13 protein-coding genes and 1 tRNA gene are annotated in these 14,635 nt (G+C 45.2%); 7 read left to right on the forward strand and 7 right to left on the reverse strand.

What is annotated here, in order from left to right; translation table 11 throughout:
* Positions 1-201: 201 nt before the first annotated feature.
* Both EZ315_RS11145 and EZ315_RS11150 read right to left on the reverse strand, forming a co-directional pair.
* The gene (locus EZ315_RS11145) at positions 202-1,404 is read right to left on the reverse strand and encodes a site-specific integrase (RefSeq protein WP_135472147.1); all 1,203 of its coding nucleotides are present in this window, start codon (positions 1,402-1,404) and stop codon (positions 202-204) included.
* 83 nt (positions 1,405-1,487) lie between these two features.
* Entirely contained in the window at positions 1,488-2,765 is a 1,278-nt protein-coding gene (locus EZ315_RS11150; RefSeq protein ID WP_135472148.1) for a histidine phosphatase family protein, read from the reverse strand.
* Positions 2,766-2,829: 64 nt separating this feature from the next.
* On the opposite strand from EZ315_RS11150, the gene EZ315_RS11155 reads away from it, so the two are divergent.
* Complete coding sequence (locus EZ315_RS11155; RefSeq protein WP_135472149.1) at positions 2,830-3,120, forward strand: hypothetical protein; 291 nt, start codon at positions 2,830-2,832, stop codon at positions 3,118-3,120.
* A gap of 35 nt (positions 3,121-3,155) precedes the next feature.
* Here the strand turns inward: EZ315_RS11155 and EZ315_RS11160 are convergent, their stop codons facing one another.
* From EZ315_RS11160 to EZ315_RS11170, 3 genes are all read right to left on the reverse strand, one after another.
* Positions 3,156-3,677 (reverse strand): GNAT family N-acetyltransferase, encoded by a 522-nt coding sequence (locus tag EZ315_RS11160; RefSeq protein WP_135472150.1) that lies wholly within the window; start codon positions 3,675-3,677, stop codon positions 3,156-3,158.
* Between the two features lie 266 nt (positions 3,678-3,943).
* Positions 3,944-4,552: a DJ-1/PfpI family protein gene (locus tag EZ315_RS11165; protein WP_135472151.1), complete on the reverse strand. Its 609-nt coding sequence runs from the start codon at positions 4,550-4,552 to the stop codon at positions 3,944-3,946.
* 65 nt (positions 4,553-4,617) lie between these two features.
* Complete coding sequence (locus tag EZ315_RS11170; RefSeq protein WP_135472152.1) at positions 4,618-4,965, reverse strand: winged helix-turn-helix transcriptional regulator; 348 nt, start codon at positions 4,963-4,965, stop codon at positions 4,618-4,620.
* 135 nt (positions 4,966-5,100) lie between these two features.
* Between EZ315_RS11170 and EZ315_RS11175 the strand changes: the two genes are divergently transcribed.
* Positions 5,101-5,994 carry a radical SAM protein gene (locus EZ315_RS11175; RefSeq protein WP_135472153.1) on the forward strand — a complete coding sequence of 298 codons (894 nt, stop codon included), beginning with the start codon at positions 5,101-5,103 and terminating at the stop codon, positions 5,992-5,994.
* A 178-nt stretch (positions 5,995-6,172) separates the two neighbouring features.
* Here the strand turns inward: EZ315_RS11175 and EZ315_RS11180 are convergent.
* Positions 6,173-6,243, reverse strand: a tRNA-Cys gene (locus EZ315_RS11180).
* 345 nt (positions 6,244-6,588) lie between these two features.
* Here EZ315_RS11180 and EZ315_RS11185 point away from each other — a divergent pair.
* Positions 6,589-7,362, forward strand: coding sequence for an IS5 family transposase (locus EZ315_RS11185; RefSeq protein ID WP_135471221.1), 774 nt, complete (start codon positions 6,589-6,591; stop codon positions 7,360-7,362).
* Between the two features lie 22 nt (positions 7,363-7,384).
* Here EZ315_RS11185 and EZ315_RS11190 read toward each other — a convergent pair whose 3' ends face one another.
* Positions 7,385-8,389 carry a DUF362 domain-containing protein gene (locus EZ315_RS11190; protein WP_135472154.1) on the reverse strand — a complete coding sequence of 335 codons (1,005 nt, stop codon included), beginning with the start codon at positions 8,387-8,389 and terminating at the stop codon, positions 7,385-7,387.
* Positions 8,390-8,589: 200 nt separating this feature from the next.
* Between EZ315_RS11190 and EZ315_RS11195 the strand changes: the two genes are divergently transcribed.
* The 4 genes from EZ315_RS11195 to EZ315_RS11210 all read left to right on the forward strand — a co-directional run bounded on the left by EZ315_RS11195 (position 8,590) and on the right by EZ315_RS11210 (position 14,497).
* Positions 8,590-9,939, forward strand: a complete 1,350-nt coding sequence (locus EZ315_RS11195) for a glycoside hydrolase family 28 protein (protein WP_242452587.1) — start codon at positions 8,590-8,592, stop codon at positions 9,937-9,939.
* Between the two features lie 127 nt (positions 9,940-10,066).
* The gene (gene dapF / locus EZ315_RS11200) at positions 10,067-10,969 is read left to right on the forward strand and encodes a diaminopimelate epimerase (RefSeq protein WP_197731915.1); all 903 of its coding nucleotides are present in this window, start codon (positions 10,067-10,069) and stop codon (positions 10,967-10,969) included.
* A gap of 63 nt (positions 10,970-11,032) precedes the next feature.
* On the forward strand, positions 11,033-12,265 hold the full coding sequence (locus tag EZ315_RS11205) for an LL-diaminopimelate aminotransferase (RefSeq protein WP_135472155.1): 1,233 nt from the start codon (positions 11,033-11,035) through the stop codon (positions 12,263-12,265).
* Positions 12,266-12,307: 42 nt separating this feature from the next.
* Positions 12,308-14,497 carry a glutamine synthetase III family protein gene (locus EZ315_RS11210; protein WP_135472156.1) on the forward strand — a complete coding sequence of 730 codons (2,190 nt, stop codon included), beginning with the start codon at positions 12,308-12,310 and terminating at the stop codon, positions 14,495-14,497.
* Positions 14,498-14,635: the final 138 nt, after the last annotated feature.

A 14,635-nucleotide genomic window follows, 5' to 3' on the forward strand; every position in this document is an offset into this window, starting at 1 on the left:
ACTTTTCCTAAAATTCATGCACCGGCATTTCGATTTGAGCCACTAAAAGCATCCTATTCAGCAGAATATTTATATGCCAAATAGGGTGCTTTTAGTTATCTGTCTCATGATTATTGATTCTTTTTTCTGATGGAGACCGGAGTCATCCATACACTTATCTTTGAATCGTCCTAAGGATGAACTGTCAGTGGATTTTATCTATTATAATGATTTGATAATAATGGAGTTGGCTTTGTCAATGACTGAGGTGTCGAGGCTTGCGAGGTATATCTGGGTGGTGGTCTCCGAGTCGTGCCCCATACCCTCACTGATCACTGATAGGGGTATACCTTTAGCTTTGGCAGCTGAAGCCCAACTGTGCCGAGCTACGTAGAGTGTGAGAGGGATGTCGGCTTTGACCAATTCTGCAATTTTCTTAAGCTGATGATTGATATTGTAGGATATGTTGCGGTAGGCGCGCCTTTCGTCAATTCCTGTTTTTGTGAGTATCGGTAGGAGGTAATCGGTAGGATTTTCAGGATATTTTTCCAGTAGGTGTTGCATGTCCTTGGTCCATTTGATCTTTAGAGCCTGTCCTGTCTTGTGGCGACGGTAGGATATGTATCCGTGGTTGAGATCTGTCTTGCGCAGAAATGCCATATCGATAAAGCTCATGCCTCTTAGGAAGAAACTCATCAAGAACATGTCTCTGGCATAGTCGGTCTGAGGATATCTGCTGAGGTCAAGAGATCTGATCTTTTTCATGATGTGGATAGGGAGCGCACGCTTAGTGGTTTTTTCCACCCCAGTATAGACGTGGCGGAACGGATGGCGGTTTTCGATGATTTCGTTTTCCACAGCGCGGTTGTAGACGGCACGCAGTATGCGCATGTATAATGATGTGGTGTTTGGTGTATTGCCGTTTGCCTGTAGGCTGGATTCGTATGCTTCCATCATCTCGGATGTAATGGCATCAAGCATTATGCAGTCGTCATTACAGAATTTTCTTAGGCTGTTGAATGCGGCTTTATATGTTTCGGCTGTGCGTACTTTGCCACGTTGTTTCAGAGTGGATATCTGTGTGAGCATATAGTTGAACAGGCTGTATTCGCGCGAATAGTGCTCGAAATTATCAACGATATCTTCGGCTGTGTATGATATGCCTCTGAGATCAAGTTCACGTATTATTTTGCTTAGACGTTCGATGTCAAGACGTATCTTTTCTCTTGTGGAGGATAGTTGGTCGTAACGATCTGAGCCTGTACGGCATATTATCATAGATCTTTTTTCGTCCCATTCTTCAGAAAGGATTCTGTAGTTGGCGTTCACCTGAAGCACATGTCGTTGGTGAATGATCTGATAGTAGATAGAGCCTTCTTTCCCGGCAATGGAGGAATGTCTGAATTTCACTTTTATTGATGCCATTGTGTTATTGATGTTTGGTATTGGTATCAATAATAAACGACAATCACAACAATACAAAATAATAGAGAAAAGAGCTGTGGCGGTCACGAGCCTCTCCGGTCAAGAAAACCGGAGGGGAGGCATTGGGTGAGATATTCTCGGACTGAATCCCATGGGATGATGTAGAGTGTCGGTTCGCCAGGGAGAAGTGGGACAGGGCGTTCGTTAAGATCGAATCTCACATAGTGTTTGCCGGATTTTGCCCGCAATAGAATCATCTGGAGGTTTGCAGCCATGGGCACAACCTGGAAGTCGAGCCAGTGAAGTGCTACTGTATCGAAATTGTCGGTGATATAGTAGCATCCCGGCAGACGCATCAGAGCGAAAAGCGGCATGAGTGTTTCAGCATGCCCGAACCGTAACATTGCACTGTAACGGTTGGTGCCGTTGACGGCAGAGTCCATTGTGGTGATGAGTTCGTTGAGCAGAGCGGCTGACATATCCATAGGTGCAGAGGAGAGAGAGGAGGCTGAATGCGTGAGATAATGGTGCATATTCATGATGCTCCAGAGTGAGTTGTATTCCGGAAGGGTCATGAACTGTTCTGCCTCGGGGTCGATAGACATGGCCCTGCATCCGGCAACAACCTTATACACAGCCATCGCTATATCCTTCTTTTCATTTTTAGAGAAGGGGTAGCCGGCTCCCATTATTTTTATCGCAACATTTGTGGGGACTGTGGTGTCGACGTATTCGCTGTAGACTTTATGCCATTTGTCGCTGTCGATGTATGACTTGTAACTCTCATCTCCGGTCCATGGTCGAAGAAGCGGCGAGTTTTGTCGTCCGGAAGCAGTTGTGATTTCAATTCTGTTGTCAAGACGTGAGAGCTGGTGGGTGAACTCGTCCATGGAGGCTATGCAGCGCGGGACATAGGATGATATGGCGTTGATATCGGTGTTGTGAAACAGAGCCGGAGCAAGCGAATAGAGCCGAGATGCTATCCCGCGTTGCTCTGCCATGCCGAGTGAGTCGAGTGCGCCCCAGCGTCCGTCGGTACGTTCTGTCACGAGATGGCACAAGTTCATAAGCCTGCGCCCTGCCGGTGTGATGGTGCCAAGACTGTCGGCACGGTGAAGGTAACGCAGCAGCGATACTGTGTAGTCGCCTGACGACAGGAAGCGAGCTCCGTGACGTCCAATGTGGTTGACGTATACCGGGGTGAGGGAGTCGGGTATGGCACGCAGTGCCATATCGGGGACAGGGTAGGGCATGGCTGAACCTTCACATTCCGTATAACTATATGTGGTGGATGCGGCGGCTGACGCATAGTGTGACAACCCTAAGAAGGCTGTGAATATAATAAAATATCGTTTCAGCATTGTCATTTATTTAATTTTTGCTTAGTTTTGTATCGAAAATCCTATCTCTATAGTTAGATCAAAGATGAATTCCCTCCAGATAATACAACAATTAATAGACAATAAAAAGTTTGCCGAAGCAATAGGAATGCTTACGGAGCAGATTAATGATACAGTGGCAGGAGGGGATTGTAATGATAAAGCTGAATTGTATTTTCTTCGCGGCAAGCTGCTGTGGCGCATCGGTGAGCATAGCAGAGCGATGACGGATTATGCTTATGCATCGGAGCTTGATCCGTCAAGCCCGGCGATAAAAGCTCTTGAACAGGCCCGGGATATTGCCGGATTCTTCAATCCTGATCTCTATAATCCGTGAGATGTGTGGCTGATTTGTTTAGCCGGCTGCGTGTTTCACAATTCTATATTATACAGAATGTGCTCCTTCAGATGATGTCCGTCAGGGAGGGCGGGATGCTGGAATCTGCCTATGGGCTGCATTCCGATTTTCTGCATGACTCGTTCTGACCTGTGATTGCATAATGCTGTGAATGAGTAGACGAGACTGAACAGTCTCCTTTTCCGAGCATAATCAAGACAGGCTTTTGCTGCCTCGGTGGCATATCCGTGATTCCAATATCTGCTGTCGAGCCTCCATCCGATCTCTATGCCGGGAGCGAATTCTGCATCAAAATCAAAATGGTGGAATCCGGTATAACCGATGAATTTGCCATCTGATTTCAATTCCAGCGCATATAATCCGATTCCGAATTCGGAAAATTCTGAAACAATGCGTTTATAGAACTTTACTGTTTCTTCGTGAGTTAGGATGCTGGGGAAGTGTTCCATAACTTCCTTGTTCCTGTTGATTTCAGAAAAAGGGGCAAGGTCGTTATCAGACCATTGGCGTAGAATGAGTCGGTCGGTTTCGAGCATTGGTCGAAATAATTAAGTGGTGGATGTGCAGTGGGCAATATAATTTGGGTGAGTTGTAATAATGGCAAGAATTCTATACAAAGGGTGTGTTTATCACAAATACAGCAATCAGCCATTTAGGGTGTGGCTAAATGGCTGATTTTTTTCTGTTTTGTCAAAAAACTGTATGATCTCATCTGAAAGTGAATAAGGAGCAGAGGTTTCTGCGATGCCTCGTGTGTTAACAGGTGTGGAGGTCATTTCAAAATCAAGGTTTGCACCGTTTTTTAATTGTAAAGAAGTGAACAAAGACCTTGCTTGTTGAACTGATAGTACATTTCAACGCGCTCCGGAGAATCGTTTTCAAGCAACAGTAGCAACTCTTTTGCAAATTCAAGGGCTGCCGAGCCGTTTGCTGTCACGATATTCTTATCTTTGATTGCCTGGGCGTGGATATATCCGTCGGGATTGGTGTAATTGTCGCCGCCCCAGAGTTTCAGTTGTTCCGGACCGTTGCCTGTGTGCTTGACGGAATTGAGGAATCCGTGTTTTGCCATGAATGAAGCCCCGTTGCATATCGCACCGATAATCTTGCCCTTTTCAATGGCTTGCCTAATAATAGGCACGATCTGTTCTGCAACAGGCGTACTCCATCCGAACCCGCCGATAAGCACCAATGCGGCGTAATCGCCTGGCATGGTTTCAAATGAATAATCGGGTAGGGTAGTGAATCCACCTATGGACTTAATCGGTTCGAATGTCGGAGCTACGGTCTTATTGATGTATTTCGGATTTTGTTTCAGTGCAAATTCATCAGAGGCAATAGCTTGAGAAAGATACACTGCTTCGTGTGCGGCATAGTCTGGCAATAGGATATATAAAATTTCGTTGCTCATTGTTGTATATTCGTTTAGTAGTCTGGTGTTTATGTTTTAATTGTTTATTGCATCATGTAGCTTTCTCATTCTTTTTGTCGGTTTGACATTATTGTGTCGAAATTGTCTCGTCCCCAGTTTATGAGTCCCGTCACATGTGGGAGAAGAGTTCTGCCGAAGTCGGTCACAGAATATTCGGTCCGTGGTGGCACATCGGCGAACAACTCACGGCGGATTAAGCCGTCGGCGGTAAGCTGTCTGAGTACCTGCGCCAGCACTTTCTCTGATATCGATGGGATGTTGCGATACAGCTCGTTGAAGCGTATCGGTCCGTTCTCGGAGATCTTAACGAGAACCACCAATGTCCACTTGTTGCCGAGCCATTCGAGCATCGGGGCTGCCTTGCAGTATTCGTAGTCTAATTTTTTTGCCATTTTCAGTAATGCAAAATAGGTTGATAACGAGCGAAACTGACTTTACGGTAAGGGTCAAACCTGATAGTAAGTTATTGCTTCTGCTCTGACAATCACTTAATTTTGCATCACAAAATTAGGTAAAAATATTGAGATATGATATATCCAGAGTTACATTTCACAGGGCAGGTGTGGCGACCGCCATACGAGGCAAATTCGCAGCTCCTGCAATTGACTTCCGGCTGCACTTGGCACAAATGCAGGTTTTGCAGTCTCTATCACGGCACTCCGTTCAGGGTGTCGCCGCTTTCTGAAGTGGAGGCTGACCTGAAAGTGATCCGGCAGTGGCAGCCACGCGCCCGAAGGGTTTATCTCACAGGTGCGAATCCCTTTGCGTTGAGTTACGATAAACTTATGGATGTTGCAATTCTTTTGAGAAAGTATCTTACGCACATGGTTTCGTTCGGGATGTTTGCCCGCGTCACAGATATCGCGCCAAAATCTGTGGCGGAGCTTAAGAATCTACGCCATATGAAACTTGACAGTATAAACATCGGTATAGAGACTGCCCACGACCCTACATTGGACCGAATGGACAAAGGCTATCACGCCTCTGATATTCTTGAACAGCTGTCGAAGCTTGACGAGGCGGGAATACGCTACAATGTGTTTTACTTAAACGGTCTCGGAGGCAAAGGTAACGGTGAGGTGAGTGCGATAGCCACTGCCGATGTTCTGAACCGGCTCCATCCTTGCATCATAAACATTGTTTCGCTGACCGTATTTCCGGAGTCTCAACTGCATCAGGACGTGTTGGACGGCACATATATCGAGGAGCCGGAGATAGAGCGTCTGATGGAGATGCGGACACTCATTGATAGGTTGGACATCAAAGTCAATCTGCTCGGTCACCATATTTCCAATACGGTGCCAATTACAGGTGCATTGCCGGGCGACAAAGCCGCAATACTCCGTGAATTTGACGAAGCGATAGCCCGGTTTCCTGAAACGGAACTGAAAGCCTATCGAAACAGGATATGGCATCTGTGAAGACGCTGCTTCTGTTCTCAGCCTGCCCATTTTTGGTGGGCTTTTTTGTGTCCAGATCGTTTTGGCATTCAGAATACACTCTCTTTTCATATATCGGGTGAACCATTGAGAGAAGTGTACAGCGCAGGAGGATATAAATAAACCTCCGGAATCTATTTAAAGATTCCGGAGGTTATTGAGGTTCCTAGCAGATTCGAACTGCTGTAAACGGTTTTGCAGACCGGTGCCTAACCACTCGGCCAAGGAACCATAGGCTTTTTGGTTTTTGCACTGCAAAGGTAAGACCTTTTTTTGAATTATACAAATGTCAAAGGTGCTTTTTATATAAAAAGTTAAATTAAAAAAGTTGAGATTATTTCTTGATAATAGTTGTCGGTTGTGTATCAATTATATATAGAAGGAGTCGTTCAGTGCGACAGGATTCCATGATTATGGGGTTATAAAGATAGGAGGCTGTATCATGTACCGTAGTCCGGCTTTTTGACACAGCCTCGCTATTAGGATTTAGAAACTGTTTAAAATTAGAATTGAAAAAATGTTATAGGGCATAACAAACCCTCAGCCAAAGTGTTGAAGGAGAAAAACATTGTTCACATGCATAGAATCAATCTCTATCAGACACTTTTGACCGAGGGTCAATGGTCTTATATAAACAAAGTATTCTTCGAAAATGATTGTCGCAAACGTAAAAATTCACTACGGAGCCTATTCGAAGCGGTATTATACCTACTGGTCACAGGATGTCAGTGGAGGATGCTTCCGCACGATTATCCCAAGTGGCAACTGGTGTACTATTACTTCCGAAAGTGGTCCAAAGAAGGTAGAATCGAACATTTGCTCAACAAACTTGTACGAAAGGTGAGGAAGAAACGAAATCAATCAGAAAGTCCCTCTGTAGGAGCATTGGACGCACAAAGCGTTAAATGGGGCAACCGTAAGAGTGACAATGGATTTGACGCAAACAAGAAAGTCAAGGGCATCAAACGTAACATAGTGGTTGACCGCAATGGCTTTATTCTTGCCCGGACAGTATGCAGTGCATCGGTTCATGATTCCCATCAGGCTCACCCATTGTGTAATGCAGCAGACAGAGAGTGGGAACGGCTTGAAAAGGTTCTTGTTGACCGGGGTTACCGAGGGGAGATTGCTAAAGATATTGAAAAAGATTTTGCAATCAGCCTTGAGGTTTCCAATACTCCAAACGGGACTAAGGGATTCATACCGAAACCTCTCAGATGGGTGGTCGAGAGAACTTTCTCATGGCTTGACTGGTTCCGTCGCCTTTCACGCAATTATGAAGAATCAACCGAGGTCGCTGAAGAAATGATTGATTTGGCTGCCATAAAAATTTTATTGAATCAAATTTAAACAGTTTCTTAGAGAAACATTATCATTTTAACTCTACAAGATTATATTTCTGAGATCCGATACCGAGAAGTTCGGCGGCATCAAGGATGAGAGGTCCATGCATCTTGTTCATTCGTTCAATGAGATGGGCTTTCCCAGGATCATCGGAGTTGAGCACCATGTCTACACAAGCGCGGTCAAGAGCCACTGGATCAAGGGATGCGAGGATACCAAGGTCCTTCATTTCCGGAGCAGCAGGATTGCCGTTACAGTCACAGTCGATGGAGAGATTGTTGGCAACATTGATATATATCATCTTATCCTTGCCTATATGATCGATCACACCCTTGCAGGCATCAGCCATTGACTCAAGGAAGGCATCCTGTTCGGCTACGCAACTCCATATGCTATCGGCATTCTGGGTCTTTCCTGCGCTATGGATGTATGCCTTTCCGTTGGATGAAGCGATACCAATGGAGATATTTTTTAATGCTCCTCCGAATCCACCCATCTGATGTCCCTTGAAGTGGGATAGCACAGCTATAAAATCGTAGTTTAGGAAATTCTTGCCTACGATGTCCTTATTAAGATATTTACCTCCCTCCACAGGGATATCAACTTCACCTTCGCCATCCATTATATCTACTCCGGCAAGATCGACATATCCGTGTTCTTTTGCAGTCTGATAATGCTTTTCGGTGGTGTTTCGGTTGCCTGCATAGGCTGTGTTGCACTCAATGAAATTACCGCCTATGGCTCTCACGAAGTCGGATATCAAGGCTGTGTCAAGTTGGTTTGACTTTTTTGATTCACCTGTTGAGATCTTTATGCCCACTTTTCCTTGCGGTTTGCGACCGAGTGCTTCATAAATTTTCACCATGTTCTCAGGTGTGATATCCTTGATGTAGTAAACTGTGGCAATCTCGTTTGCGGATGTGGTGTCGGTGTTTGTGGCTGATGTTTCAGCATTGGCTTTTGCGCCGCTGCATGAGGCTGTAAGCGATGCTAAAGCAGCTCCAAAAGCAAGAGCTAAGATTGTTTTTTTCATTGCTTGTAAGTGATTATGTTTCAATTCGCGAAGTTACCCATTTTTGCGTAAATATAATGTATAAAAATAACAGAAATAATAACCAAAATCAATAGTGCATTTGATAATGCGCATTAAAAACATTAATTTTGTTCCTGTATTTGGTGGGCACAGGATGCCTCCGATCGGTATTAAAAGACATTCAAAACCTTAGATTTATAATGAAATCCATAGACAAGAAAATTTGGTTGATACTGGTGTTGCTGTTTATGATCAGTGGGAATGCGGCAGTGGCTCAGTCAATTCCCTCTGATATAGAAGCGGTGGTAGCCCCATTTGATATGCCTAAGTTATCAAGACCTGTTATCCCTGACCGGACATTGAGTATTGTAAAAACAGGTGCCAGGCAGGAGGTGCTATCAACCGAGCATATACAGAAAGCCATTGACCGGTTGTCGCAGAAAGGTGGCGGCACTGTTGTAATCCCTGAAGGCAAATGGCTTACAGGGCGTATTGTGCTTCGTAGTAATATTTGTCTGAGGCTTGAGAAGGGTGCGGAATTGCATTTCAGCGGTGATATAAAGGATTATCTTCCTGTAGTGTTGTCGCGCAATGAAGGGATTGACGTTTATTCACTTGGAGCAATGATATATGCCGCTGATGCAGAGAATATAGCTATTACAGGAGAAGGCAAGCTGGTAGGTCCTGATTATGATTGCGAGATATGTCAGCGTCAGGAGGGAGGAATCAGTGAAGATGTAGGGAAAACACCGGTTGAACAGCGCATTTATGATGGCGGCAATGGTGCTAAGGTGTTCCTGCCAGTGTTCTTCGGGCCGATGAATAGTAGGAATATACTTGTTGAAGGGGTTACGTTTGAACATTCTATATTTTGGAATATTGTTCCGACTTATTGTGAGAACATAATAATACGTGGAGTGACGGTCAACAGTTTCGGCAGAGGCAGGACTGACGGCATAGATATAGACTCGTCAGCGAATGCCCTCATAGAGTATACCACTCTCGATTGTGGAGATGATTGCTTCACACTTAAGTCAGGGCGTGGAATCGACGGTGTAAAGCGAGCGCGCCCGACAGAGAATGTGGTAATACGCTATTGTGTTGTCAGACGTGGAGTCGGAGGTGTCACTATGGGTACCGAGACTGCCGCCGGTATCAGGAACGTGTATATGCATGATTGTGTCATGGAAAATCCTTCATTCCCATTCTATGTGAAGACTCGTCGGCCTCGTGGTGGCGGTGCTGAGAATGTGCTTGTTGAGAGGGTAGTGGTTGAGAAAAGCCGTAAGACTGTATTTAAGTTCGATATGCTCGGGTCGGTGGAATGGATAGGTGAACTTGCCGAGAGATTCCCAGCCCGAACTGTCGGGGTGCTGACACCAAAGTTTGGGAACATGACATTCAAAGATATTATAATAAAAGAATGTCCGGCACTGATAAATGCTAAAGGACTCCCCGAACAACCGATCGAAGGTCTGGTTTTTGAAAACATTCAGTCCCCGAACATGCAGATGCAATTGCAGGATGTCGGAACACTTGTGTTTAAATGATATAAGAGTATTTGTTAAAGTTTTTTTGTGAAAAATATGCGAATCTGTTGGCGGTTTATGGCATAATGACTAACTTTGTCGCGGATATGGACCAAACATCCATCCTAAACGGCATTAATTGGACAAAATGATAACAACTGCCAAAGAGAAAAATGTGAATAATTTCACAAAAGGACCGGCTGAGGAGATAAGATTCACCAAAATGCATGGCATAGGCAACGACTACATATATATTGACTGTATGGAGTCAATGCCTGACCGCCTCCCGGAGTTGGCGCGGGAGATGAGCGACCGCCACATGGGAGTAGGGGGAGACGGAATAGTCCTGATCTGCCCTTCGGAAATCGCGGATTTCCGAATGAGGATGTTCAATAGCGATGGCTCCGAAGCCCGTATGTGTGGCAATGCCTCCCGATGTATAGCCAAGTATGTTCATGACCACAATCTTTCACACAATAACCCTATAAACCTTGAAACCCTCTCGGGTATCAAGGTTTTGTCACTTAATATGGCAGGTGACAACGTGAAATCTGTGACAGTCGATATGGGAGAGCCATCCTTGAATAAGGATGATATACCGGTTGTTAACGATGATGGGGAGAGATGCATGATTGAAAAGAGTGTTGTGACTCCGTATGGAGAATATAATGTCACGGCTGTGTCAATGGGAAATCCTCATGGGGTGATCTTTGTCGATAATCTTGAAGATATTCCGTTTGAAAATCTGGGACCATATATGGAAAATCATCCCATATGGCGTGACAGAGCAAATATAGAATTCGCTCAAGTGCTTTCATCGGGAGTGATAAAGATGAGAGTGTGGGAACGAGGGACAGGTGAGACGCTTGCATGTGGGACCGGCGCCTGTGCTACATTGGTTGCATCTGCGATAACTGGTCGTACCGGACGTATGGCAACACTCAAACTCCGTGGTGGAGACCTGGATATAGAGTGGATGGCCGATGGGCATGTTATGATGACCGGTGCTGCTACCGAAGTATTTCAAGGTGTATATCGCAGGCAATGTTGATTGTGAGGAGACCGGATTATGTCAGGCTTTAATACAAGTATTATCTAATATTCTAAAAATAATATGGTCAGGATTAATGATAATTTTATCAAATTGCCGTCCTCCTATCTGTTCAGTGAGGTAGCTCGTAAAGTAAAGGTTTTTATGGAGGCTCATCCTGAAGCCGAGGTGATACGCATGGGCATCGGAGATGTGACACGTCCGCTGTGTCCTATAGTTACCGATGCTCTTCACAAGGCAGTGGACGATGAGTCTCGTGCACAATCGTTCCATGGTTATGGTCCTGAGCAGGGATATGAATTCCTCATATCCAGAATTGTCGAGTGTGATTACCGCCGTCGTGGCATAGATATCGCGAATGACGAGATTTTCATAAGCGATGGAGCCAAGAGCGACACCGGAAATATAGGTGACATACTTTCCACTGCCAACCGTGTTGCAGTGACCGATCCGGTATATCCGGTGTATATAGATACCAATGTCATGGCTGGGAGAGCTGGCTCGCTTATGTCCGACGGACGATGGAGTGAGATAGAATACCTCCCATGTACTGCAGAGAATGGCTTCTCACCTGACCTTCCATCAGAAGAGCCTGATATGATATATTTATGCTATCCTAATAATCCGACAGGAACCACTCTTACGCGTGGCGAACTGGCAAAATGGGTGAGGTATTGCAGGGAAAAAGGTGCATTATTGCTATTTGATGCAGCCTATGAAGCATTTATACGAGAGGATGATGTGCCACACTCTATCTATGAGATTGAGGGAGCAAAGGATGTCGCTATAGAGTTCAGAAGTTTCTCAAAGACAGCTGGATTTACCGGTATTCGTCTGGGCTATACTGTTGTTCCCAAGACTCTTTTGGGATATGGGGCTGATGGAGAGAAAGTGTCATTGAATCAATTGTGGCGACGCCGACAGACCACCAAGTTTAACGGAGCAAGCTATCTGACCCAGCGTGGAGCAGAAGCTCTTTATAGCGAGGATGGGCAGCGTCAGTTACGTGAGACAATAGATTATTATCTCGGGAATGCCGATATAATGCGGAAGAGCCTCCTTGATGCAGGATATGAATGTGTAGGAGGTGTTAATTCCCCATATATATGGATCAGAACTCCAGAGGGAATGACATCTTGGGAGTTTTTCGATTATCTGCTTGAGGAGTTCCACATAGTTGGCACTCCTGGAAGCGGATTCGGACCGTCAGGTGAGGGATATTTCCGGCTCACTGCGTTTAATACCCGAGAGAATACCATTAAAGCAATGGCTCGCCTTATGGAGTCAAACAAATAGAAAACAAATCATTATCATATATAAACAAAAACTTACGTCTTTATGTCAAGTTTAAGATTCAAAGTCGTTGAGGAGGCATCCAATCGCAAGCCGGTTACTGTGGAAATTCCTAAGGAGCGTCCGCAGGAGTACTACGCCAGCAAGGTTTTCAATAGGAAAAAGATGTTTGAGTATCTTCCGATTGAGACTTACAAAGCGTTGATTTATGCCATAGACAACAAGGAGCCATTGTCGCGCAGCTTGGCTGACAGTGTTGCGGCAGGTATGAAGCAGTGGGCTATTGACAATGGTGTACGCCATTACACCCATTGGTTTCAGCCTTTGACTGAGACTACGGCTGAGAAGCACGATAGTTTCGTTGAGCATGACGGAAAAGGGGGCATGGTAGAGAAATTCTCCGGAAAACTGCTCGTACAGCAGGAGCCTGATGCGTCAAGTTTCCCAAATGGTGGTATACGCAACACGTTTGAGGCACGAGGTTATTCGGCATGGGATATATCCTCGCCTGCTTTTATCATTGACAATACATTGTGTATCCCCACCATCTTTATATCTTATACAGGAGAATCGCTTGACTACAAGACCCCATTGTTGCGAGCCCTGTCGGCTGTGGATAAAGCAGGAACAGCCGTGGCTCGTTATTTTGATCAGGATGTACAACATGTGATCTCAAATCTCGGTTGGGAACAGGAGTATTTTCTTGTGGATGAGGCTCTCTATACGGCACGTCCGGATCTTGTGCTCACCGGGCGCACTCTGATGGGGCATGAGTCGGCTAAGAATCAACAGCTTGAGGACCATTATTTCGGAGCAATCCCCAGGAGGGTAGAGGCATTTATGCTCGATCTTGAAATAGAGGCTCACAAACTCGGCATACCTTGTAAGACACGCCACAACGAGGTTGCTCCCAATCAGTTCGAACTTGCCCCGATATTCGAGGAGACAAATCTTGCCAATGACCACAATATGCTTCTTATGTCGGTGATGAATGAGGTGGCGCGGCGTCATAATTTCCGGGTGCTTCTGCATGAGAAACCGTTTGCGGGAATCAACGGTTCCGGCAAGCATAACAACTGGAGTCTTGGCACTGATACAGGTACACTTCTTTTTGCTCCAGGCAAGACCCCTATTGAAAATCTTCAATTTATAACCTTTGTGGCAAATGTTATGGCAGCAGTGCATCGCCATAACGGTCTTCTGAAGGCGTCCATAATGTCGGCTACCAATTGCCATCGCCTTGGTGCCAATGAGGCTCCACCTGCAATCATCTCGATATTCACGGGGACACAGCTTGCCGAGGTGCTCAACAAGATTAAGAATTCCGATAAGGATGAACTTATCGAGCTTTCAGGTAAAGATGAGATTAATCTCGGCGTAGCGCAGATTCCTGAACTGATGATTGACAATACTGACCGTAATCGTACATCGCCATTTGCATTTACCGGTAACCGTTTTGAGTTTCGTGCTGTAGGGTCAAGTGCCAATTGTGCCTCAGCTATGATTGCACTTAATGCTGCTATGGCTGAGCAGCTTACCGACTTTAAATCGAAAGTTGATTCTCGTCTTGAAGCAGGTGAGGAGCTACAGCATGCCCTTCTTGCCGAAATCAAGAGTCTGCTTCTGTACTCCGAACCGATTCATTTCGACGGCAATGGATATTCCGATGAGTGGAAAGAGGAAGCGTCCAGGCGAGGTCTCGACTGTGAGACCAATCCGGCGTTGATATTTGACGCATATCTGCGTCCGTCGTCAGTGGAGATGTTCAGTAAGACCGGTGTGATGACTCATGTTGAGCTTGAGGCCCGCAATGAGGTCAAATGGGAGATGTATACTAAGAAAGTTCAGATAGAGGCTCGTGTGCTCGGTGACATTGCTATCAACCATATAGTGCCAGTGGCAACACGATATCTCTCAATCCTTCTTGACAATATGGTGAAGATACGTGATCTTTTCCCAGGCAATAAAGGGGTTGAGCTTTCATCGCAGGATGCAGTGACAGTAGAGAAGATTATGGGGCATTGCTCTGTGATAAAGGAGGAAGTAGCTAAGATGGTAAATTCCCGCAAGGATGCTAACCGGATTGAAAATGAGAGAGAAAAGGCTATAGCTTATTCTCTTCATGTAGCTCCGTGCCTTGAGACTATCCGTTATCATATCGATAAGCTTGAACTATTGGTCGACAATGAGATGTGGCCATTGCCCAAGTATCGAGAGCTCTTGTTTATACGATAATTCTTTTTTCTGAAAATATAGAAAATTAGGACAAAAGCATCAAAATGGGCTGTATTCAACGGTTTCATTTGATGCTTTTGTCTTTTTTGTGTTCTGCATTTTTAGAGATCGACTTTATTTTCATTTATGGAGGATTTT

The sequence above is a fragment of the Duncaniella freteri genome (genome assembly GCF_004766125.1).
Classification (GTDB): Bacteria; Bacteroidota; Bacteroidia; order Bacteroidales; family Muribaculaceae; genus Duncaniella; species Duncaniella freteri.

What these genes read in the sequence shown, in the direction of transcription:
- EZ315_RS11145 (WP_135472147.1), bottom strand. Translation starts at nt 1,404, where the DNA reads ATGGCATCAATAAAAGTGAAATTCAGACATTCCTCCATTGCCGGGAAA.
- EZ315_RS11190 (WP_135472154.1), bottom strand. Translation starts at nt 8,389, where the DNA reads ATGAAAAAAACAATCTTAGCTCTTGCTTTTGGAGCTGCTTTAGCATCG.
- EZ315_RS11160 (WP_135472150.1), bottom strand. Translation starts at nt 3,677, where the DNA reads ATGCTCGAAACCGACCGACTCATTCTACGCCAATGGTCTGATAACGAC.
- EZ315_RS11165 (WP_135472151.1), bottom strand. Translation starts at nt 4,552, where the DNA reads ATGAGCAACGAAATTTTATATATCCTATTGCCAGACTATGCCGCACAC.
- EZ315_RS11205 (WP_135472155.1), top strand. Translation starts at nt 11,033, where the DNA reads ATGGTCAGGATTAATGATAATTTTATCAAATTGCCGTCCTCCTATCTG.
- EZ315_RS11170 (WP_135472152.1), bottom strand. Translation starts at nt 4,965, where the DNA reads ATGGCAAAAAAATTAGACTACGAATACTGCAAGGCAGCCCCGATGCTC.
- EZ315_RS11175 (WP_135472153.1), top strand. Translation starts at nt 5,101, where the DNA reads ATGATATATCCAGAGTTACATTTCACAGGGCAGGTGTGGCGACCGCCA.
- EZ315_RS11150 (WP_135472148.1), bottom strand. Translation starts at nt 2,765, where the DNA reads ATGCTGAAACGATATTTTATTATATTCACAGCCTTCTTAGGGTTGTCA.
- EZ315_RS11155 (WP_135472149.1), top strand. Translation starts at nt 2,830, where the DNA reads ATGAATTCCCTCCAGATAATACAACAATTAATAGACAATAAAAAGTTT.
- dapF (WP_197731915.1), top strand. Translation starts at nt 10,067, where the DNA reads ATGATAACAACTGCCAAAGAGAAAAATGTGAATAATTTCACAAAAGGA.
- EZ315_RS11195 (WP_242452587.1), top strand. Translation starts at nt 8,590, where the DNA reads ATGAAATCCATAGACAAGAAAATTTGGTTGATACTGGTGTTGCTGTTT.
- EZ315_RS11210 (WP_135472156.1), top strand. Translation starts at nt 12,308, where the DNA reads ATGTCAAGTTTAAGATTCAAAGTCGTTGAGGAGGCATCCAATCGCAAG.
- EZ315_RS11185 (WP_135471221.1), top strand. Translation starts at nt 6,589, where the DNA reads ATGCATAGAATCAATCTCTATCAGACACTTTTGACCGAGGGTCAATGG.